Origin of the sequence: Marinigracilibium pacificum, assembly GCF_012926615.1 — a bacterium.
Taxonomy (GTDB): domain Bacteria; phylum Bacteroidota; class Bacteroidia; order Cytophagales; family Cyclobacteriaceae; genus Mangrovivirga; species Mangrovivirga pacifica.
On the sequence record NZ_JABBNU010000010.1, the window covers coordinates 77,260 to 97,791 of the forward strand.

Annotated in this window: 20 protein-coding genes; 13 read left to right on the forward strand and 7 right to left on the reverse strand. The window is 34.4% G+C overall.

Annotated features, from left to right (window positions below):
* Window positions 1-126 precede the first annotated feature (126 nt).
* From gyrA to HH304_RS15880, 6 genes are all read left to right on the forward strand, one after another.
* Entirely contained in the window at window positions 127-2,703 is a 2,577-nt protein-coding gene (gene gyrA / locus HH304_RS15855; protein WP_169683429.1) for a DNA gyrase subunit A, read from the forward strand.
* 28 nt (window positions 2,704-2,731) lie between these two features.
* A complete protein-coding gene (locus HH304_RS15860) occupies window positions 2,732-3,862 on the forward strand; it encodes a tetratricopeptide repeat protein (protein ID WP_169683431.1) in 1,131 nt (376 codons plus the stop codon).
* A 106-nt stretch (window positions 3,863-3,968) separates the two neighbouring features.
* Complete coding sequence (gene galK / locus HH304_RS15865; RefSeq protein ID WP_169683433.1) at window positions 3,969-5,126, forward strand: galactokinase; 1,158 nt, start codon at window positions 3,969-3,971, stop codon at window positions 5,124-5,126.
* A gap of 26 nt (window positions 5,127-5,152) precedes the next feature.
* Window positions 5,153-5,665: a DoxX family protein gene (locus tag HH304_RS15870; RefSeq protein WP_333908763.1), complete on the forward strand. Its 513-nt coding sequence runs from the start codon at window positions 5,153-5,155 to the stop codon at window positions 5,663-5,665.
* A gap of 124 nt (window positions 5,666-5,789) precedes the next feature.
* Complete coding sequence (locus tag HH304_RS15875; protein WP_169683435.1) at window positions 5,790-6,281, forward strand: Dps family protein; 492 nt, start codon at window positions 5,790-5,792, stop codon at window positions 6,279-6,281.
* 30 nt (window positions 6,282-6,311) lie between these two features.
* On the forward strand, window positions 6,312-6,740 hold the full coding sequence (locus HH304_RS15880) for a sll1863 family stress response protein (RefSeq protein ID WP_169683437.1): 429 nt from the start codon (window positions 6,312-6,314) through the stop codon (window positions 6,738-6,740).
* A 68-nt stretch (window positions 6,741-6,808) separates the two neighbouring features.
* Here HH304_RS15880 and HH304_RS15885 read toward each other — a convergent pair whose 3' ends face one another.
* The gene (locus HH304_RS15885) at window positions 6,809-7,693 is read right to left on the reverse strand and encodes an outer membrane beta-barrel protein (RefSeq protein WP_169683439.1); all 885 of its coding nucleotides are present in this window, start codon (window positions 7,691-7,693) and stop codon (window positions 6,809-6,811) included.
* 167 nt (window positions 7,694-7,860) lie between these two features.
* Between HH304_RS15885 and HH304_RS15890 the strand changes: the two genes are divergently transcribed.
* The 6 genes from HH304_RS15890 (at window position 7,861) to HH304_RS15915 (ending at window position 14,187) form a co-directional block, all read left to right on the forward strand.
* Window positions 7,861-8,187, forward strand: coding sequence for an ArsR/SmtB family transcription factor (locus HH304_RS15890; RefSeq protein WP_169683442.1), 327 nt, complete (start codon window positions 7,861-7,863; stop codon window positions 8,185-8,187).
* 11 nt (window positions 8,188-8,198) lie between these two features.
* Complete coding sequence (locus tag HH304_RS15895; protein ID WP_169683444.1) at window positions 8,199-9,095, forward strand: arsenite methyltransferase; 897 nt, start codon at window positions 8,199-8,201, stop codon at window positions 9,093-9,095.
* Between the two features lie 21 nt (window positions 9,096-9,116).
* Window positions 9,117-9,761 (forward strand): arsenate reductase/protein-tyrosine-phosphatase family protein, encoded by a 645-nt coding sequence (locus tag HH304_RS15900; RefSeq protein ID WP_169683446.1) that lies wholly within the window; start codon window positions 9,117-9,119, stop codon window positions 9,759-9,761.
* Window positions 9,762-9,768: 7 nt separating this feature from the next.
* Complete coding sequence (gene arsB / locus HH304_RS15905; RefSeq protein WP_169683448.1) at window positions 9,769-10,818, forward strand: ACR3 family arsenite efflux transporter; 1,050 nt, start codon at window positions 9,769-9,771, stop codon at window positions 10,816-10,818.
* 271 nt (window positions 10,819-11,089) lie between these two features.
* Complete coding sequence (ggt, locus tag HH304_RS15910; RefSeq protein WP_169683451.1) at window positions 11,090-12,778, forward strand: gamma-glutamyltransferase; 1,689 nt, start codon at window positions 11,090-11,092, stop codon at window positions 12,776-12,778.
* Between the two features lie 155 nt (window positions 12,779-12,933).
* A complete protein-coding gene (locus HH304_RS15915; protein WP_169683453.1) occupies window positions 12,934-14,187 on the forward strand; it encodes an outer membrane beta-barrel protein in 1,254 nt (417 codons plus the stop codon).
* 86 nt (window positions 14,188-14,273) lie between these two features.
* On the opposite strand, the gene HH304_RS15920 is transcribed toward HH304_RS15915, so the two are convergent.
* Window positions 14,274-15,026 (reverse strand): hypothetical protein, encoded by a 753-nt coding sequence (locus HH304_RS15920; protein ID WP_169683455.1) that lies wholly within the window; start codon window positions 15,024-15,026, stop codon window positions 14,274-14,276.
* Between the two features lie 252 nt (window positions 15,027-15,278).
* The gene (locus tag HH304_RS15925; RefSeq protein ID WP_169683458.1) at window positions 15,279-15,839 is read right to left on the reverse strand and encodes a hypothetical protein; all 561 of its coding nucleotides are present in this window, start codon (window positions 15,837-15,839) and stop codon (window positions 15,279-15,281) included.
* Between the two features lie 327 nt (window positions 15,840-16,166).
* On the opposite strand from HH304_RS15925, the gene HH304_RS15930 reads away from it, so the two are divergent.
* The gene (locus HH304_RS15930) at window positions 16,167-16,916 is read left to right on the forward strand and encodes a DUF6090 family protein (RefSeq protein ID WP_169683460.1); all 750 of its coding nucleotides are present in this window, start codon (window positions 16,167-16,169) and stop codon (window positions 16,914-16,916) included.
* 60 nt (window positions 16,917-16,976) lie between these two features.
* Here HH304_RS15930 and HH304_RS15935 read toward each other — a convergent pair whose 3' ends face one another.
* The 4 genes from HH304_RS15935 to HH304_RS15950 all read right to left on the reverse strand — a co-directional run bounded on the left by HH304_RS15935 (window position 16,977) and on the right by HH304_RS15950 (window position 20,528).
* Window positions 16,977-17,891, reverse strand: a complete 915-nt coding sequence (locus HH304_RS15935; RefSeq protein ID WP_169683462.1) for a pirin family protein — start codon at window positions 17,889-17,891, stop codon at window positions 16,977-16,979.
* Between the two features lie 49 nt (window positions 17,892-17,940).
* Window positions 17,941-18,480: an NADPH-dependent FMN reductase gene (locus HH304_RS15940; RefSeq protein WP_271711658.1), complete on the reverse strand. Its 540-nt coding sequence runs from the start codon at window positions 18,478-18,480 to the stop codon at window positions 17,941-17,943.
* A gap of 118 nt (window positions 18,481-18,598) precedes the next feature.
* Entirely contained in the window at window positions 18,599-19,525 is a 927-nt protein-coding gene (locus tag HH304_RS15945) for a diacylglycerol kinase catalytic domain-containing protein (RefSeq protein WP_169683464.1), read from the reverse strand.
* Complete coding sequence (locus HH304_RS15950) at window positions 19,494-20,528, reverse strand: SPFH domain-containing protein (RefSeq protein WP_169683466.1); 1,035 nt, start codon at window positions 20,526-20,528, stop codon at window positions 19,494-19,496. The genes HH304_RS15945 and HH304_RS15950 overlap by 32 nt, the downstream gene beginning before the upstream one ends.
* Window positions 20,529-20,532 lie beyond the last annotated feature (4 nt).

Here is a 20,532-nt window from a genome sequence, read left to right on the forward strand (position 1 = left end):
AGATGTTAAATGGTTGAGCCTCATGCTTCAACTATTTAATGCGTTCATAATGCGTAAATAGGTATCATTTAATGAATATTTTATTTATCTTGCGCAACAGTTTTAAAGCATTGAAATGTAATATTTATGGCAGAAGGTGCTAATGAGCAAATCATACCTGTAACCATTGAAGAGGAAATGCGTGGAGCCTACATCGATTATTCGATGTCGGTTATTATTAGTCGTGCATTACCTGATGTAAGAGATGGATTAAAGCCTGTTCACAGACGGGTACTTTATGGAATGCAGGAATTAGGGGTATCCTACAATAGACCCTATAAAAAATCAGCAAGGATCGTTGGAGAAGTTCTGGGTAAGTATCACCCTCACGGAGATTCCTCTGTCTATGACACCATGGTTCGTATGGCCCAAAACTGGTCGTTACGATATCCATTGGTAGATGGTCAGGGTAACTTCGGATCAATTGATGGTGACTCTCCGGCAGCAATGCGTTATACTGAGGCTCGTCTTAAGAGAATTTCTGAAGAATTACTTAACGACCTTAACAAAGACACTGTTGACTTCGCTCCAAACTTTGATGATTCATTAAAGGAACCAATCGTTCTTCCTGCAAAACTCCCTAACCTCCTTTTAAACGGAGCATCAGGTATTGCAGTAGGTATGGCTACCAACATGGCCCCTCATAACCTAACGGAAGTAATCGATGGTATATGTGCATACATTGACAACAACGATATCGAGATTAGTGAGTTGATGAAGTATGTTACTGCTCCTGACTTCCCAACGGGAGGAATGATTTATGGTTATCAAGGAGTTATGAATGCCTATGAGACAGGTCGAGGTAGGGTAATCATGCGTGCGAAAGCAACGTTTGAAACTTCTAAAACAGGAAGAGAGCAAATCATTGTTACCGAAATACCTTATATGGTAAATAAGGCTTCAATGATTGAAAAAACAGCTCAACTTGTTAATGATAAAAAAATTGAAGGTATCGCAGATATCAGAGATGAATCTGACAGAACAGGTCTTAGAGTAGTTTATGATCTGAAAAAAGATGCGATTCCAAATATCGTATTAAATAACCTTTACAAATATACCCAGTTACAAAGCAGCTTTGGTATTAATAACGTTGCTCTTGTAAAGGGACGTCCTCATACGCTTAACCTTAAGGAACTGATCAAATACTACGTCGAGCATAGACACGAAGTAATAGTCAGACGAGCTGAGTATGAATTAAAAGAAGCTGAAAGAAGAGCTCATATTCTTGAAGGATACCTTATTGCCCTTGATAATATTGATGAGATTATTGAAATAATCAGGGCTTCAAGAGATCCGGAAATTGCAAAAGCAAAATTAATTGAGCGATTCGAGCTTTCTGAAATTCAAGCAAAAGCTATCCTTGAGATGAGACTTCAGCGTTTGACTGGTCTTGAAAGAGAAAAGATCGAAGCTGAATACAAAGAGGTAATGGCGACAATTGAAGAATTGCAGTCATTATTAGCAAGCGAGGAGAAGAGAATGCAGATGATTAAAGATGAAGCGCTTGAACTAAAAGAAAGATATGGTGATGAGCGAAGAACTGAAATCATCCATGCTGCCGGAGACCTGACAGTTGAAGATATGATTCCGGATGAAGAAATGGTTATAACTATTTCACATCAGGGTTACATCAAAAGAACTCCTTTAACAGAGTATAGAACTCAAAGCAGGGGAGGAGTCGGATCTCGTGGTGCTGTTTCTAAAGATGAAGATTTTACTGAGCACTTGTTTATTGCCAGTACACATAATTACTTATTAATCTTCACTAAGGAAGGAAAAGTATTCTGGATTAAGGTTTATGAAATTCCTGAAGGAAGTAAAAACTCAAGAGGTAGAGCAATTCAAAACCTTATTCAAATTACACCTGATGATTCAGTAAGAGCGGTTATTAATGCTAAAACACTTACTGATGAAGATTATATCAACAATCAATTCCTAATTTTCTGTACAGAAAAAGGAATGATCAAGAAAACTGCTCTTGAAGCTTATTCAAGACCTCGTCAAAATGGTATCAATGCGATAACAGTAAATGAGGGAGACAGACTTCTTGAAGTGAAAATGACTAGCGGTGATGACCATATTATTATAGCATCACAAAGTGGAAGGGCAATTCACTTCCATGAAAGCAATGTTAGAAGTATGGGTAGAAATGCTGCTGGTGTGAAGGCAATTTCACTGGATTCGGATAAAAAGGATCTGGTTGTTGGCATGGTTTGTGTAAATAGACCAGAGAGTAACCTGTTAGTTGTTTCTGAAAAAGGATATGGAAAAAGATCTTCCATTGATGAATACAGAATTACAAAACGTGGTGGAAAAGGTGTAAAAACCTTAAATGTCACAGAAAAAACAGGTTCTTTAGTTGCAATTAAAGAAGTAATCGATACCGATGATCTTATGATTATCAACAGATCAGGTATAACTATCCGTATGGCTGTTGAAGATTTAAGAGTTATGGGTAGAGCTACTCAAGGTGTTAAACTAATCAGACTAAACGATGGAGATGAAATCTCTTCAGTAGAAAAGATTGAACACATTGAGGATGACGAAGAGGAATTAACCGATGCAGAGGTGGTTAATGAAACTGAAAATACTGAAAACGAAAATAACTCAAATGAAGATTCATCAACCGAGGAAGACTCAAACGAAGAATCAAATAATGAATAACTGAACAGAAAGAATAAAAACAAAAGTGATGAAAAAAGTAATATTCTTAATTTCTTTTGCTCTAATAGCTTCCCTAGGTGTTGCTCAAAAGAAAAACGTCAGAAAAGCGGAATCTGAATTACAAAGTGGTAATCTATCTGAAGCAAAAACTTTAATCGATCAGGCTATAACTGACGAAAAAAGTAAAGAAGATGGACAAACTTGGTTCGTAAGAGGTGAAGTTTACATGGCTATTGCTAAAGCTGAGAATGGTGCTGCTAGTCCTGCATTTCAAACTGCTTTGGATTCATACAATAAAGTTTTTGAAATAGAGAAAGAAGGAAGTCCTACTTACTTTGTTACTCAGCAAAAAGTACAAGGTATCTATGGAGATTACATAAATAAAGGAATCAAAAATTTCGAATCTAACAATTATGATTCTGCATATTATAATTTCTCAACTGCTGAATTGGTAAATCCTGGTGATACCTTAGCATTACTTTACTCAGGTTATGCTGCACAAAATAGCCAGCAGTTTGACAAAGCACTAGAATCATATACAGGTTTAATTGCTACGGGTCATGCACAGCCAGATGTTTATATCTACGCTGCTAACATCAACATGACTAACAATGAAGATAATGAAGCTGCAATGGCTGTTATCAACAAAGGTTTAGAAAAATACCCTGAAAACTTAGATCTGTTAAAAACTCAGATTGATGTTTACAAAAAAATGGGTAAGACAGAAGAAGCAAAGCAAAGTCTTATCAAAGCGATAGAAAAAGAGCCAGACAACTATATCCTTCACTATGTTTTAGGTGATATCTATGACAAAGAAGGAAGTAAAGCTGAAGCAATTGCCGCTTACGAAAAAGCTGTTGAGGTTAATCCTGAGTTTGTTGAAGGTTATTATAATGCAGGTGTACTACATTACAACGATGCTGTTGCAATGTTGAACGAAGCAAACAAAATGGACATCAAAACTTACCAAAAAGAAGGTGCAAAAGTTGAAGCTCAGGCAAAAACTGAGTTTGAAAAGGCTGCACCATACTTTGAGAAAGTGTTAGAATTAAATCCGGATGAGTTAACAACTCTGGAAACTCTAAAAACTATCTACGTTAGAACAGGTGAGAATGATAAAGCTGAGAAAATACAAAGCAAAATTGATAGCCTTCAGTAATTCATTCATAATAAATATTTCAAAAGAGGGTGGCGAATGTTCGTCACCCTTTTTTAATTGCTTGGTCTAATATATATTAGTGCTCCAAAATTTTTAAAGAGGTAAAATGGCAGATCTTTCCAGAATTAGAAACTTATATTATCAGCATTTCGAATCGAAAGCTATTTTTTTATACTCACCAGGCAGAATAAATCTTTTAGGTGACCACACTGATTATAATTCAGGTTTAGTAATGCCTGCTGCAATCGATTTCGGAATTACGTTTGGAATAGGGAAAAACAATTCAGATGAGGTTAATATTTTTGCTGCTGACCGCAACGAAAGAATCTCTTTCAACATAAATAAAGTTGAAAAAAGTAAAGATAAAGAGTGGGCAAATTTCCTGCTGGGAGTTATTGAGCAATTTAAGAGAAGTGGTGAAAAAATCGGTGGATTTGACCTCGTATTCGGTGGTGATTTACCTGTTTGTGCCGGACTTTCTTCAAGTACTGCTTTAGAATGTGGGTTATCTTTTGGCCTTGACAAAATTTTTGACCTAGGATTAAGTAAAAGAGATCATTTAATAATGGCTCACAAAGCAGATAAAGAATTCATGGGGCTTAATCGGACCTACATGGATCAATTTGCAAACCTATTTAGTGTAGCTAATCATATTATTTACCTGGATTGTAAAAACTTATACCATGAACATCTCGAATTAGAGATGTCTTCATTCAGGTTTGTATTGTTTGATACTCAGATAAAATTAGACCTTAATAGTTCTGAATATAATGCCAGGAGAAAAGCATGTGAAGATGCTCTTGAAACAGTACAAAAATACCTTCCACAGGCTAAATCATTAAGAGACCTGACACCGGAAACACTTGACAAGATCAAGAATAAGATGTATCCTCCGCTTTATGAAAAAGCTTCCTTTATTGTTAATGAAATTGACAGGGTAGAAGAAGCTGCCAGAGATATCAGAAAGAAGAACTGGGATGCCTTTGGAAGAAAGATGTATGCTTCCCACGATGGACTGAGAGACATGTATAAAGTAAGCTGTCCTGAACTGGACTTTCTTGTAGAGCATTCCAAAAAGTTTGATAATATTAAAGGTGCCCGATTAATGGGTACAGGTTTTGGAGGATGTGTCATCGCCCTTGTCAAAATCAGTAATATTGAAGAAATGATTAACGATATGAAAAAAGCATATCGAAAGAAATTCGGTAAGAAACTGATTGCATACAAGGCCCGGATTTCAAACGGGACATCATTGATCTCTTAACCTTTTGAAAACCAACTTCGTATATAGTGGTAGAACTATCAAACCCTTCTGCCATGACAACCCTTGAAAAACTTGAGCAATGGGCAGATGACCATCGCCCATCCTGGCTATCATTTATTCGCATGCTATTGGGAATCTTTATAACTTATAAAGGTTTTCAATTCATGGTTAATATCGATCAACTCCAAAACTTAACAGGTAACCTCGATTTAAGCTTCGCAGGAGTTACTTTAGCACACTATATTGTATTCGCACATTTAATTGGTGGACCTTTACTTGCTTGTGGCTTATTTACCAGATTTGCAGCTGCCATCCAAATCCCAATTTTATTAGGGGCTGTATTTTTAGTTAATAACCCGCATAGAAATGAACTATTTGGAAATTCAAGTGAACTTGAAGTGAGTATCATTACATTAGTATTCTTATTAATCTTTTTATTTATCGGGTCTGGTAAATATTCTGTTGATTATTTAAGACATAAAGCTCAAGCCAAAAAGTTACTACAAAATAAAAAGCACCAAACAGCAGTAAATCACTAGTGTTTCGGTTACATATTCTACACAATTACGTGGAATATATTCTACAAATTTGATTATTAAACAGTAAATAAAGCCTCAAAATTAGTTTTGAGGCTTTTGTCATGCTTTTTGCTGTATATAAGGTATGGAAACTTCAAACACAAAAGAATATAAAAATTTAGGATTTAAAGAAAGTGATGTTAAACCATTAGTGGCTACACTAAACAAATTACTAGCGAACTATCATGTTCACTATCAAAAATTAAGAAACTATCACTGGAATGTTAAAGGTGAGGATTTCTTCGATATCCATGAAAAATTTGAAGTCCAATATAACAAAGCTAAAGAAAACATTGATGAGATAGCGGAAAGGGTCAGAGTTTATGGAGCGACACCTGTATCGACAATGAAACAATTTCTTGAAATTAGTGAAATTAAAGAAACAGGATCGGATCTGAAAGCTCATGACATGGTAATGGAAATCAAAAAGGATATGGAGATCCTAGATAGCTTCATGTATGATGCTGTAGACGCTTCAATTGAAGCAGGTGATTCAGCACTTGAAGATATGCTGAAAACGTATATAGCAGATCTTGAAAAAGATCATTGGATGTGGAGCGCTTTCTTAAGTAATTAATAAAATTTAGAACCAAATAATTTTAATGATATGTTAATTAAAAAAACATTTATTATGGTATGCATTGCCACAATGTTTATGTGGGGATGTGGTTCAAGCAGTGAAAATAGCGAATCTGTTCAAGAACAAACAGAAGAAGCTTTAAATGAAGCCAAAAAAGAATTCGAAGCTAATAAAGCAGAACTGAAAAAAGATCTTCAGGAAATGGGAGATGAAATTGACAGTAAAATAGAAAAACTTGAGGCTGATATTGAGAATGCTTCAGAAGACACTAAAGCAGAATTGGAAGAAGAATTAAATGAACTAAAGGATGAAAGATCCAAGATTGATAAATCTATGGACAAATTAGCTGATACTACTGAGGAAGGATGGGAAGAATTTAAAAATGAAACCCGTGAACTTATGAGTGATATTGAAAAAGGATGGGAAGATTTAAAAGACGAAATGTCTGAAATGTAAAACCGTTCATAATGAAAAAGACCATCACATTAATGTGATGGTCTTTTTATTATATAAAATATAGGATATTAAAGTCCTAAAATAATTCCGGCACTAAATCCGATTCCTGATGCATTTACGTATTGTGTAGGAAGAACTAGTGGCTCATTAAAGTTCTGATCTTCAGGATTTGGAGCAACATCTTCAAAAACATACTCTTTTGCAGCTGTTGGAAGAAATCCCATTAATGATTGAGTCTGGTTAGCACTCATATCAGTATAATCATATTTTGTAACTGAAGCATCTTTACTTTTTAAGCTAAGTGCCTTGATTTCAGTCTCAACGAAAACTTTCATTTTACTTGATACTGGATAGCTCACACCAAATACTCCAGAAAAACCTAATGAGAAAGTAGGGTTAACCTCTCCTTCAAGATCATAACGCTCTTGGTTTTCTATATCAAGTGCATAACCTTTTACTGTCATCTTTCCTGCAACAGGTACAATTACACCTAATCTAGAGTAAGGATTTAAACCTTCTTTTCCTAATGATAAAACTAATGCTGGAATAACATCAACACCTCTTATATATGATTTTGCACTTTCTTTGTAAGTTGGAGCATCTATAAATGCAGTTTCAGTTTCGCTACCATGGAAGTAATTAATTCCAAGATCAACACCAATATGCTCATTAAACATATAGCCGTATGCAATGAAACCTTTGAATCCAACACCTAAAGTACCACTTAAAAATTCAACAGATTGCTCTCCCTGATTGTTTACAGTTACTCCTATAGAAGCCTCTGACTCAGGTAATAAACCAACTGGATCAGTATTATTGTAAGGGCTGCTTCCACTTTTAAAAGTGTAACCACCACCAACTCTAACATAAGAATCCTGTGCGTTTGCACTAAATACACCCGCAAACATTAATCCCGCTAAAAGGAATCCATTAAAAATGTTTTTTACTTTCATATTGAGTTAATTGTTTTAATAATAATTCTGCATGCAGAATAAATTTGGTGCAAATAAGCTCTATTCTTTTCACAATAGCACCCCACTGTAAGAAAAAATAAAATATTATTCTAAAATGTAAACCCTATCATCATAACATCGTATTATTGTTATATAATGATTTTATTATGGGGATTACTAGAACAGATCTGTTTACCGAACGTCAAAACGAAATAGCTTCTTTAATGAAGGTATTTGCTCATCCGGCCCGGATAGCTATCATAGATCACTTATTACAATCTAATGCCTGTATAAATAGTGATTTGGTTAAAGAATTAGGTATGGCACAGGCTTCAATTAGCCAACACTTAAAAGAATTAAAAAATGCAGAAATAATTCAGGGAACCGTTGAAGGAACATCAATGAATTACTGTATAAACCCTACAAAGTGGAAAGTAATAAGTGAAATGCTTTCTACTTTCTTCGACAAATACAATCACAATAACTGTTGTTAACAAGAAAGATTATGAAAACTCCGGAAGAATTAAAACAAATCGTTAGAGAGAAATATAGTGAGATCGCAGAAAATGATCAAATGCTTAATGCGGCATCATGCTGCGGTGCCACAGATGCCTCAAAGGAAGTCTATAATATAATGACTGATGATTATTCTGAATTAGAAGGCTATAATAATGATGCAGACCTTGGACTAGGGTGTGGATTACCTACTCAATTTGCAAACATCCAAAAAGGCGATACTGTTATCGACCTGGGCTCTGGTGCTGGTAATGACTGTTTTGTAGCAAGACATGAAACAGGTGAGTCAGGAAAAGTTATTGGTATTGATTTTACCCCAAAGATGATAGAAAAGGCAAGAATAAATGCTGAAAAGTTAAGTTTCAATAATGTAGAATTCAGACAAGGTGATATTGAAGATATGCCAGTATCTGATGGTGTTGCCGATGTGATAGTAAGTAACTGTGTTCTAAATCTAGTCCCAGACAAGCAAAAAGTGTTTAGTGAAATATTCAGGGTATTAAAAGATACCGGGCACTTTAGTATTTCGGATATTGTTCTTGATGGAGATTTACCTGAGGCATTAAAGGAAGATGCGGAAATGTATGCGGGCTGTGTTTCCGGAGCAATTCAAAAAAATGATTACCTGGAGATGATAAAAAATGCTGGATTCAGAAATATTACATTACAAAAACAAAAGCCTATTAACATTCCCGGAGACATTCTTGAAAAATACTTATCTGCTGACGAAATTGCAGCCTTTAATAAAACGAAAGGTATTTACAGTATCACTGTTTATGGCGAAAAAGGAGGAAAAAAGATTAAAAGATCATTGCAAAATCTCCATGTAAAAGATGTTTCAGAAAATAATGAAGCATGTTGCGAGCCTGGATCAGGATGTTGTTAATACGAATTTAGATCATTCTTTATGTATAAAAAACTTCAAGATTACATCGATAACCTGAAAGGAAGGTTTGATGAAATCAGTGATGAAAGAAAGCAGATATTGAATAAAATATCTGCTTACATTAATCATACAGAAATAACCGGCATGAAGCCAAAATTACTTTTTGTATGTACACACAATAGCCGTCGCAGTCAGCTAGCTCAGGTATGGGCAAGTGTAGCCGCTGCAGATAGAGGCATGGCAGACAGAATACCTGCATTTTCAGGTGGAACCGAAGTAACTGCTTTTTATCCTGCCGCAGTGAATACCCTGAAAGATATAGGATTTGAAATAGATCATATTCCTGAAGGAGATGAAGAACCTGAAATTTATCAGGTTTATTATGACAAAAATGAACAACCTTTGATCTGCTTTAGTAAGGTATATGATGATGAAGCAAACCCAAAAGAGGAATTTGCTGCAATCATGACTTGTAGTTCAGCTGATAATGACTGCCCGTTCATCCCGGGTACAACTTGTAGAATACCATTAAGATATGAGGATCCGAAAATTTCAGATGGAACGAATAATCAAAAGCAGGTTTATGCTGAACGGTCAGACCAAATTGCACTTGAAATGGTATATCTGTTTTCAAACGTAGAAAAGACACCATTAACTTTTTCATAAGAAAATAATGACTAAAAAGAAGCTTAATTTTTTAGATAAAAATCTAACTACCTGGATACTTTCAGCGATGATTATTGGGGTAGGGTTAGGATATTTTTTCCCTGGGTTTGCTGAAAATGTTAATTCAATGAATAGTGGTACAACCAACGTACCATTAGCTATAGGACTAATATTAATGATGTACCCTCCTTTGGCTAAAGTCAACTATAAGTTGTTGCCTAAAGTATTTAAAAACGTTAAAATATTATCTATATCACTAATATTAAACTGGATCATTGGACCGGTATTAATGTTTGTGCTAGCACTGATCTTCCTTCATGATAGTCCTGAGTATATGACGGGAGTAATTTTGATCGGACTTGCAAGATGCATCGCTATGGTTTTGGTATGGAATGATCTGGCAGAAGGATCAAAAGAGTATGGCGCAGGACTAGTCGCATTGAATAGTATCTTCCAGGTGTTTGCATATAGTTTTTATGCCTGGATATTCATTACTGTTCTTCCTCCATACTTTGGTTTTGACTCAGCGGTCATTGATATATCAATTGCGACAGTCGCTGAAAGCGTGGCGATTTACCTGGGAATTCCGTTTCTAGCTGGTATTTTATCAAGAGTGATATTAGTTAAACTAAAAGGAGAGGAGTGGTACAATACAGTTTTCATTCCAACGATATCACCGATTACATTAATTGCTTTACTTGCCACTATCGTGTTAATGTTCAGCCTTAAGGGAGAATTAATAGTTGAAATTCCGATGGATGTGTTTAAGATCGCAGTTCCTTTATTGATATACTTTGTATTGATGTTCGTTATTGGATTTTTCATTAGTAAGGCAATGGGAGCGAAGTATGATGAAAATGCAGCCATTGCGTTTACAGCAGCAGGTAACAATTTTGAGCTAGCCATTGCAGTAGGTATAGCGGTTTTCGGATTAAACAGTGGACAGGCATTCGCCGGAGTAATTGGGCCACTGGTTGAAGTACCTGCATTGATTGCATTGGTAAATGTAGCTTTCAGATTCAGGAAGAAATATTATGGAAATGCATTAAATACATAATACTAAATGCTTAAAAAAAATATTACTTTAATTAAAAACACAGTCAGAAAAGGCTGTGTTTTTTTGTTGAATTAAAATTGTATATCCTCATTTGAAAGAAGGCATTTATAAACAAAAATGTTTAAGCAGATAAAGGTATGTTTTTGAAATCAACCAAATTAGCCCTACTTTAACTATTAACAAGCCTTTTGTAATTTATTGAATCACTTTAAGTTAAGTGAATGACATAACACCAGAAATAACTGATTATCAAACCCAAACCAATGCACCAATGAAAAAGATATCATTCCTTATTTATATTTTCTTTATTACGTTTACCGGGTTTTCCCAGGATAGAATAGGTAGCAAGAATTTCGCTACCCGTTCAGAGGTAATAGCTCAAAATGGTATGGCAGCAACAAGCCATCCTCTTGCTACACAAGTTGCATTGGATATATTAAAATCTGGAGGAAATGCCATAGATGCAGCTATTGCAGCGAATGCAACATTAGGATTAATGGAACCTACAGGAAACGGAATAGGAGGTGATCTCTTTGCAATTGTTTGGGATTCAAAAACTCAAAAGCTCCATGGTTTAAATGCCAGTGGCAGATCTCCAAAAAACTTGACTTTTGAATATTTCAAAACTAATAATTATGAAAAAATCCCGGCTTTAGGAGCATTACCTGTATCAGTACCCGGAGCTGTCGATGGGTGGTATGAACTTCATGACAAATTTGGAAGTAAACCAATGAATGAAATTCTTCAGCCAGCGATCAATTATGCGAGATCAGGTTTTCCTGTAACTGAATTAATTGGGTATTACCTGACAAGAAGTGCTGCATATTTTAGCAAGTATCCTGGTTTCGAAGAGACTTATATGATTAATGGAGAGCCATTAAAGAAAGGTGATATCTTTAAGAACCCTGATCTGGCAAATACCTATGAGATAATTGCCAAAAAGGGCAAAAAAGCCTTTTATGAAGGTGAAATAGCTAAAAAAATCGTCGAAATAGTACAAGACCAGGGAGGTTTTTTAAGTCTTGATGATCTGAAAGCTCATGAATCTGAATGGGTAAAACCAGTTTCAGTTAATTATAGAGGTTACGATGTTTGGGAATTACCTCCAAATGGCCAGGGAATCGCTGCACTGCAAATTCTTCAAATATTAGAGGGATATGATATTAGGTCCATGGGTTTCGGTTCAGCTGAATATATCCACACATTTGTAGAAGCAAAAAAATTAGCCTTTGCAGACAGAGCAAAATATTATGCCGATCCAAATTTCACAAAAATACCTGTAGAAGAATTACTTTCAGATCGCTATGCAGAAGAACGAAGAAAAATAATTGATCCTAATAAATCACAACCAAGTGTTGAAGCCGGTAAATTAAAAGATGGTGATACAATATATTTAACTGTTGCAGATAAGGATGGAAATATGGTTTCGTTGATCCAAAGTAACTTTAGAGGAATGGGTTCAGGACTGATTCCTGAAGGATGTGGTTTTATGCTTCAGGACAGGGGAGAGCTATTTACATTGGAAGAAGGGCATGCAAATGTTTATGAACCTATGAAAAGACCCTTTCATACAATTATACCTGCATTTGTAACAAAAGATGGTCAACCATATATCAGTTTTGGATTAATGGGAGGTAGCATGCAACCTCAGGGGCACGCACAGATTATTGTAAACCTGGTTGATTTCGATATGAATTTACAGGAAGCCGGAGATGCTCCAAGAATTAGGCATGATGGTTCTTCTCAACCGACCGGAGGTGAAATGACTGACGGAGGGGAAGTAAGTTTAGAAAGCGGGATTGAATATGATGAAATCAAACAATTACTTTTAAAAGGACATAGAATAAGATTTAGTAATGGAGGGTATGGTGGTTACCAGGCGATAATGTACGATAAAAATAATAAAGTATATTATGGAGCATCGGAATCACGTAAAGATGGTCAGGCAGCTGGGTACTAAAGCATCGAATAGTTACTAAATATTAAGGTATTGTCTTTTAATAATTGAACTTTACTAGGTTTAGATTAAGTGTAAATCAGTTTAGCAATTATTCAATTATTAGCTTTTGATTATAATAATTGATTCCCATATTTGCCCCTTCAATTTTTAAAACTATGAATAAACATTTTTTTATTGTTATTATATCTATATTAACATTTTCCTATGCTAATGCTCAGGATAACTACCTTCCGGCTGTAATTGTAAGCCTTCAAGGAGATACAATTTCGGGCAAAATTGATTATAAAAACTGGGGAAGCAATCCTGATAAAATCAATTTTTATAATGAAAACAAAAGGACGATTTATAAACCTTTCGAGATTAAATCATTTTTGGTAAATGATGAACTTTATCAAAGTGCAATTGTTCAGGTAGATAATAGCACTTACGATCTCGGAAATCTTTCGGATAGTCCAAATCCAGTCTCGGTTACAGATACAGTTTTTGTAAGAAAAATAATCGAAGGGAAAAGGGACTTGTTTTATTTCAAGACAAAATCAGGAATAATCAACCTATATATTGATAATGGTGGCAAAATTGAATGGCTGGAAAGAAAAAAGTATTACTACAGTAATAATGGAAGTAAACAAGTAATAGAAAACTCAAAATACAAGAATCAATTATCATTATACTTTAATGACTGTGACGACATTCATGGTTCAATAGTTAATTCCAGTTATACTTTAAAAAGTCTAACCAAATTATTTATTAAATACAATGAGTGTCATAATCAGGAGGTAATAGTCTTTTCAAAAGAAGAAAAAATTATTACCAAATTCTCAATACTTTCCGGGTTGAGCCAAACTACCTTAACTTTTAATTCAAGCCTTGATAACTATGCTTATTTAGTTGAGCCTGGAAAACAAAACTCAATTGATTTTATCTTTGGATTTGCAGCTGACATATTACTTCCCAGAAACAATCAACGTTGGATAATTCATAATGAGCTTTTATTATCAACATATTCTGTTTCATTTGAACATGAAAATGTAATGAATGAAAATAGAACCATTACAAATAAATCAACTATCGGAAATACATCTTTAGCACTTAATGTATTGTTAAGACATAAAATCCCTGTAGGTAATGTTGATATATTTATAAATGGAGGATTTTCGGCAGGTCTTTCTATTAAAAATGAAAATTTCAGTATTACAGAAGACACCTTTTATATTCCTGTTCAAACGACCGAAGGAGTAGCAATTAACCCTATAAGAACAGGAGAGAGAGGATTTACCGGTGGACTTGGACTTTCTATCAAAAATGTAAACATTGAAGCTCGATATCTTCGAAGTATTGGACCTTCAGTAATAAAAGACCTCGATTCAAATATCCAAAAAATGAACTTGATATTAAGCTATGAATTATAGGCTTGGTATAAACTAATTTAATTCATAAAGCTATCTAACTTTTAGGTAGCTTTTTGCTTGAATCAATTTTAAAGAAATTTATTATATCATTCATTTAATAATTCAGGGAATAAAGATATATTTGATTTATCCTCATAATCACTCATTTCAATCAAATCAAATACTATCTTTTGATTATCAACAGTTGAGTATTCCATCCTGACAAATACATATTTATGATTGAAATAGGAGGTTAGGATAGTGGTATTAAGTGTATTATCACATTCTCCTACAATTTTCAAGCATTGTAAATCACCTAAAGGAGTTGGCAAAAGGACCGTATCTGAAATTTTGTAATGACTTGAGAATGTTCTAATTCCCTGCCATTCAGCAATTTCCTTAATTGAATATGAAGATGGAACATCAAAAGCAAATGACCAGGTAAAAGAACTGTCTTTTGAAAAAACAACATAGGGGAATGGGCTAAATTCTAATTTTTTATAAAGTTTATTTGACCTGGGAGGATGTAACCAAATAGCTGAATCATTTACTGAAACACCAGTAGAAGAAGACATATTGTCAATAACCCATTCAATTCGATATTGTAAACTATCAAAAGTCCATTTTTTATTTGAAGTGATCAGTTGAATGGTATCTGTTAAATACTTTTCATTCAAGCTATCAAAATGATCAACTTTAAATGTGAATTTTTTATTAGAGATATAAATTTCAGGATTCATCACGAATTCGGATATATAATGCTGCTCATTACAAATTTCACTATTAATTGAAAAGTTTTCCGAACAGCTATAGCACAATAAAATCAGAGTTAATAAAACCCAATGTATCCGTTGTCTCATTTAATATCTCAGTTTTTACACAACTACAAGACTAATACAATTTTCTTATCTATCAAATTCAGGGATCGCCATAAGTCCACAGAATAAATATTACTGGTAATTAATCAAACCACAGGAAACAGGGTTAATCTTGTTTGTTGAAAATAGCGCATAAGAGGGTAATCAATTCTTTTTTAATTAACATAATGTAAATTATGTAAATAAATGGTAAAATTGAAAAGGAGCCATTAAAGCTCCTTAAATTCTGTATTTCTAATCCAGATAAATCACTGATCCAAAATATGAAGCCCTAACTGTATCTGTCGGACTATCAAACCCGTAAAAGGTTAACGAATGTTTCCCGTCATCAAATTTTTTATACCGAATATAGCCACCATATGTATCACTCCATGATATTTCATTGCCATCAGCATTCCACTGCTTTGAATAACTTGCTTTAAATCTACCTGTAGAAATTGGTGTCTCACCATTCAAACTACTGTAGTCACTTTCAGCTAATTCATTAGCATAAATTTTTAATGACATATATAAACCTTCCCCTTCAATTGAAAATCCATCTAAAGAATCTACTTTTAAATCATCAGTTAACAAAATTAACTCAAATTCATTACCAAAATATTCAGGTGATTCAGAATCATCTACACCATTATTTTTTAGTATTACTGAATTAATATTAAATAATTGTTCGCCTATCCCAATTGAATTAAAAGTATCAGGTTTTTCTTGGAGTTCAAGAGAATCATCTTCATCGCATGAAAAACACAATACTGTTACAAATACAAGAATCAAAAAATTATTTCTAAAAGCTCTCATAGTTAAATTATAAAATTCTCAAAATATTTTAAAAGTTAAAAATTACAAAATCCAAGTTGAAAATATGTATTTAAACTTATAAAATATAATATAATTCTTTAAAAGTCAGCAAAACATTACTGCCTTTCCAACATTTATGATAAGTTCTATTAATATTTTCAATCCATCATTTCATATTAATTCTGTCATCTCTAAACCTCTAATATTATTGGCTTTTCCTGTTTGGATCATTCTTTAACACAAAAAGCCTAAGATTACCTTTACAATTAATTTTTAGATTTATAGATTAATGGCTTATATTATTTATGTCTTCCCTTCTATTAAATTATGATTACAGTATTTAGAAAAATCAGACAGAAGCTTCTACATGAAAACCGTTTTACAAGGTACCTGATATATGCTCTTGGTGAGATTATTCTTGTTGTGATTGGAATTCTTATCGCTTTACAGATCAACAACATGAATTCTCAACGAATAGACCGTGAAAAGGAACAAGCTTATTTACTCGAATTAAAAGCTAACCTGATCCAAGATTCACTTTCATTAACAGAAGTAAAAAATTTTAATAAAATCAAAAAAAAATCTATCTACTCTTTATTACAAATATTTAATGACACACTAACAAATTATGATAGAATTCAAATATTTGCTCAAAACACTCAGGTATTTACAGATTACAGGGTATTTGAACCAATTAGTACTACATATTCAAACATGCTATCTGCTGAATCAATCGCAATAATTAGAGATAATGATTTGAAAAAGCTTCTTTCTGAATACTATGGTCATGATTATAAGCATGGTGTACAGGAAAGAATAATAATGATGAATCGTTATGTAGTAGATGAATTTTTCCCTGAATTCACCACTAGAGAAATGGTTCAAAGATCATTAAAATTGAGCACTGAATTACCTGAAATTAAAGATTTGGAAATTCATAAAAATCAACGCCTATTTTCGAATTTACATGGAATATTATATATCCTGGATTACCAAAACAATATGTTATCAAAAACAATGAATCTTAATCAGCAGTTGATCAAAAACATAAATGAATCATTAAATGACAAAAATTAACCTTTTTTGTCCGGTTGATTCAATTTTAGTCAAAGTGGTCATGGTTTTTCAAATAATATATTAAGAAAGTGCTTCCGGTTGTGGTCCTCCGGCAGGTCTTGATCGGTCTTCGGGCAATGGAACGAATTCCTTGTTATCATTTGGTGGCATTAATATTCGCCCTTGTTTCCAGTCTTCTTTTGCCTGTTCTATCCGGTCTTTACTACTCGAAACAAAATTCCACCAGATGTACCTATCTCCAAGATGCTCGCCGCCCAGCATCATTAATGTGGTCACTTCATTCGCTTTAATTACAGGATCTTTACCTTTAGAAAATACTAGAAGGTTTCCCTCAGGATAAGATACCCCCTTGATATCTACACTTCCTTTCACTATATAAACACCACGCTCGCTATAACCAGTTGGTATTCCAAAATGAGCACCCGGCTCTAGTTCGACATGAATATAAAATAATGGTGAAGTTGTCTTCAGGTTACTCTTTAATCCATATGCCTCACCAGCAATAAGTCGCATCCAGATACCCTTGTCATTAAATATTGGTAATTGATCTGATGTATAATTAATGAAAGACGGATCTCCTTCCTCATCTTTTTCGGGTAATGCTACCCAGGTCTGTAACATTTCGAGCTTCCCTCCTGCGCGAATTGCCGGGTCTTCGAACCGCTCGCTATGCACAATACCTTTTCCGGCAGTCATCCAGTTTACCTCTCCGGGTTTGATGATCTGTTCTATTCCCAGGCTATCCCGGTGTGTGATCTTTCCACTAAATAAATAGCTCACCGTAGATAATCCAATATGAGGATGTGGTAATACATCATACTTTGAAGCTTCGTTTTTTGGCATACTGACAGGCCCACCATGATCCATAAAAATAAATGGACCGATCATTCTTCTTATTCGGTATGGCAATATTCGCCTGACCGTAAAACCAGAGGTAATTTCGGCTTTTCGAGCTTCAATGATTATATCAAGCATTTGGATGTAAATTAAGATTATTAATTATTCAACATGAATTTTACTTGCGTTATTTTATATGCTTTAAAAACGCATCAACTTTTCCCTTCAATTCACTATCAAGCTCTTCGTTAACAACCTTTCCTTCTTTAAAATTATCATAGAACTTAGGAAGTGAAAAAGTATCCACCACTTCGGCTCCACACTTTGGAAAGAATCCACTTGCTGCACTCATCACATTTCCACCGCCATATCCTCCGGGGGAGGTACTCATTAATAACATTTTCTTTCCACCGAAAATATTCAGATCGACCCTGGATGACCAATCAAAAATATTTTTAAAAGCTACCGTATAGCTCCGGTTATGCTCTGCCATCGAACAAATGATTGCATCTGCATCAGCAAAGTAAGCCCTAAACTCATGGGCTTCATCAGGAATGCCATTTGCCTTCTCTCGATCAATTGAATACAAAGGCATTTCAAAATCATTGAGATTCAGCCGTATAATTTCATATTGATCCCTATCCAACATGCTTAAAACACAATTCACAAGCTGCATATTTATCGATGTTGAACTATTACTTCCGGCAAATGCTACTATTTTAATCATCTTTAATGCTAATTGTTTCTATCATAATTTAAGATAATCATTTATTTAGCAATGGCATAATAGAATAGCGAAACGCAACATTAATTTATCGCAATACAACTATAAAACATTTATTGAACTATTCCGCTACCAAATGTGCTTTAATGACTGATGTAGAAACTTCAATCGTACTTCCGGCATTAAATGAGATATAATCATCCAGCATCCCATCACTAAAAATCACCCCATTTTCAGGCATCGCTGACTCAATCAACAATTGATTTTCTTTATTAACTATCCCTGCGACAATATTAGCCGGTGATTTTGGGCTTTTATATGGTTCTCGAACAACAAAACACAAATCATCATCATCCCAATTCATTTGATAGCTCAATTCTGATTGATTACCTCCAAATAACTTATTAAGCCCATTCAACTCGTTAAAAACAGAACTTAGCCATCCAGAAGAACCAGCTCCGGTAGAAATAATCAGTCCACTTGATGATTGAAATTCTGATTTTCCACAATAGTTTATAACATAACCAGCAGACGTATGATCTTTCTTCCCGATAAAGAAATCATTAAACGCTAGTAGTTCCTGACCATCATTTAATAATGCCTTCGCCAAGGTCACCTTGTTAATTTTCTTTTCATTTTTCAACATCATGGTTAAGGCACTTTGAAATGTATTGTTATCAAATGAAAGCAAAACTCCAGAATATCGATCTGTATCCGGATTCACTGCTATTATAGGACATGTTCCTACATATTTTGCAACATTGGCGACCAATCCATCACGACCCACTACAACAATAATATCTGATGCGTTAAATATAAACGATGGTATATACCTTTTACTCAAAACCATAGTTTTAAGCATCTTTGTCGCTGATTTTTGAATCTGAGAAAGACATTCATAATAGGTTTTATGCTCTTCTTCAAAATCGCTGAAATCACCTCCGTTGTGAATAATATAAAACATGGCCTGTGCTTTAGAATTAAAGCGTTCTACTAAAGCATCAAGCCTGGTTTTATCACTTACGACTACTATTCTTTCGAACTCCATTATTTACAAGGGTTTCTAATAATTCCGGACTAATATTTAATGTACCGATTTTGCCTGCATTCTCTGCCAATTCCCGAAATGCCAAGGCAATTTGTGAACCTGAATCAGTAGAATTACTCGTCAAGGCATTAATCAATCTCCAATCCATATCTTTGTATGGCTTTACCATCGCCTCAATGGCATAGCCATTTGCTTCAGCAGTTTTCTTTTCATTACTAACCTGTTTGTCTATCAGGTCTTGCTTTTTAGTTTCCACCGAAATATCAGCATCCACTTTCATCTCCCTGATTTGACGTTCATTTTTCGCCTCGGCAACTGCTCTTTCCATTTGCTTCTCAGCGATTTCTTTTTTCTTCTCCTCGACTGCAATTTCTGTATTAAGTTCACTTTGCTTTATCATTCTCTCTTGCTCTACAGAAAAATTTCTTCGCTCGTATATCGCCGAATCTGCTTCTTTTAGTAAAGATTCTCTGGTTTTAGCTTCTAATGCCCGCTTTGTTTCCGGACTGGGCTTTATCGCCAAGATGCTAACACTCAACGGTTGAATGCCCAACTGATTAATAGTATTTGATTGATTTAAACCTTGAGTGATCACATTTTCTATTTCTTTTGAACTACTTATTGATTTCACAAGCCCAATTTCCCTGATAAATCCGGCTGTAGCCGTTTGGGCCTCATTTATTATGCGTTCATTAAGTTTTTCAAAATCATCCTTTTTATATTTTCCTTTATCATCAACTGTAAAATCGAGTAACTCGGCCAGTTGTATAGGGTCTTTAATTTTATAAGTGATTTGACCTTGAATAGATATTTCCTGAAAATCATTGGTTGTTTCAGTAAAGATGAAATTCACATCGCTACTACCTAATGGAATTGCCACGATAGAAGTATTCGGAGCAAAGTAAAAAAATGATAATCCTCTTCCCTCCTTGAGTTTAATCCCATTTTTATACTGAATGACATAGGTCATCGAATCGAATTTTATATAATTTATACCGAACATGATC

Excerpts from the sequence above, each read along its gene's own strand:
- gyrA (WP_169683429.1), top strand. The coding sequence starts at position 127 with ATGGCAGAAGGTGCTAATGAGCAAATCATACCTGTAACCATTGAAGAG.
- HH304_RS15860 (WP_169683431.1), top strand. The coding sequence starts at position 2,732 with ATGAAAAAAGTAATATTCTTAATTTCTTTTGCTCTAATAGCTTCCCTA.
- galK (WP_169683433.1), top strand. The coding sequence starts at position 3,969 with ATGGCAGATCTTTCCAGAATTAGAAACTTATATTATCAGCATTTCGAA.
- HH304_RS15875 (WP_169683435.1), top strand. The coding sequence starts at position 5,790 with ATGGAAACTTCAAACACAAAAGAATATAAAAATTTAGGATTTAAAGAA.
- HH304_RS15880 (WP_169683437.1), top strand. The coding sequence starts at position 6,312 with ATGTTAATTAAAAAAACATTTATTATGGTATGCATTGCCACAATGTTT.
- HH304_RS15885 (WP_169683439.1), bottom strand. The coding sequence starts at position 7,693 with ATGAAAGTAAAAAACATTTTTAATGGATTCCTTTTAGCGGGATTAATG.
- HH304_RS15890 (WP_169683442.1), top strand. The coding sequence starts at position 7,861 with ATGGGGATTACTAGAACAGATCTGTTTACCGAACGTCAAAACGAAATA.
- HH304_RS15895 (WP_169683444.1), top strand. The coding sequence starts at position 8,199 with ATGAAAACTCCGGAAGAATTAAAACAAATCGTTAGAGAGAAATATAGT.
- HH304_RS15900 (WP_169683446.1), top strand. The coding sequence starts at position 9,117 with ATGTATAAAAAACTTCAAGATTACATCGATAACCTGAAAGGAAGGTTT.
- arsB (WP_169683448.1), top strand. The coding sequence starts at position 9,769 with ATGACTAAAAAGAAGCTTAATTTTTTAGATAAAAATCTAACTACCTGG.
- ggt (WP_169683451.1), top strand. The coding sequence starts at position 11,090 with ATGAAAAAGATATCATTCCTTATTTATATTTTCTTTATTACGTTTACC.
- HH304_RS15915 (WP_169683453.1), top strand. The coding sequence starts at position 12,934 with ATGAATAAACATTTTTTTATTGTTATTATATCTATATTAACATTTTCC.
- HH304_RS15920 (WP_169683455.1), bottom strand. The coding sequence starts at position 15,026 with ATGAGACAACGGATACATTGGGTTTTATTAACTCTGATTTTATTGTGC.
- HH304_RS15925 (WP_169683458.1), bottom strand. The coding sequence starts at position 15,839 with ATGAGAGCTTTTAGAAATAATTTTTTGATTCTTGTATTTGTAACAGTA.
- HH304_RS15930 (WP_169683460.1), top strand. The coding sequence starts at position 16,167 with ATGATTACAGTATTTAGAAAAATCAGACAGAAGCTTCTACATGAAAAC.
- HH304_RS15935 (WP_169683462.1), bottom strand. The coding sequence starts at position 17,891 with ATGCTTGATATAATCATTGAAGCTCGAAAAGCCGAAATTACCTCTGGT.
- HH304_RS15940 (WP_271711658.1), bottom strand. The coding sequence starts at position 18,480 with ATGATTAAAATAGTAGCATTTGCCGGAAGTAATAGTTCAACATCGATA.
- HH304_RS15945 (WP_169683464.1), bottom strand. The coding sequence starts at position 19,525 with ATGGAGTTCGAAAGAATAGTAGTCGTAAGTGATAAAACCAGGCTTGAT.
- HH304_RS15950 (WP_169683466.1), bottom strand. The coding sequence starts at position 20,528 with ATGTTCGGTATAAATTATATAAAATTCGATTCGATGACCTATGTCATT.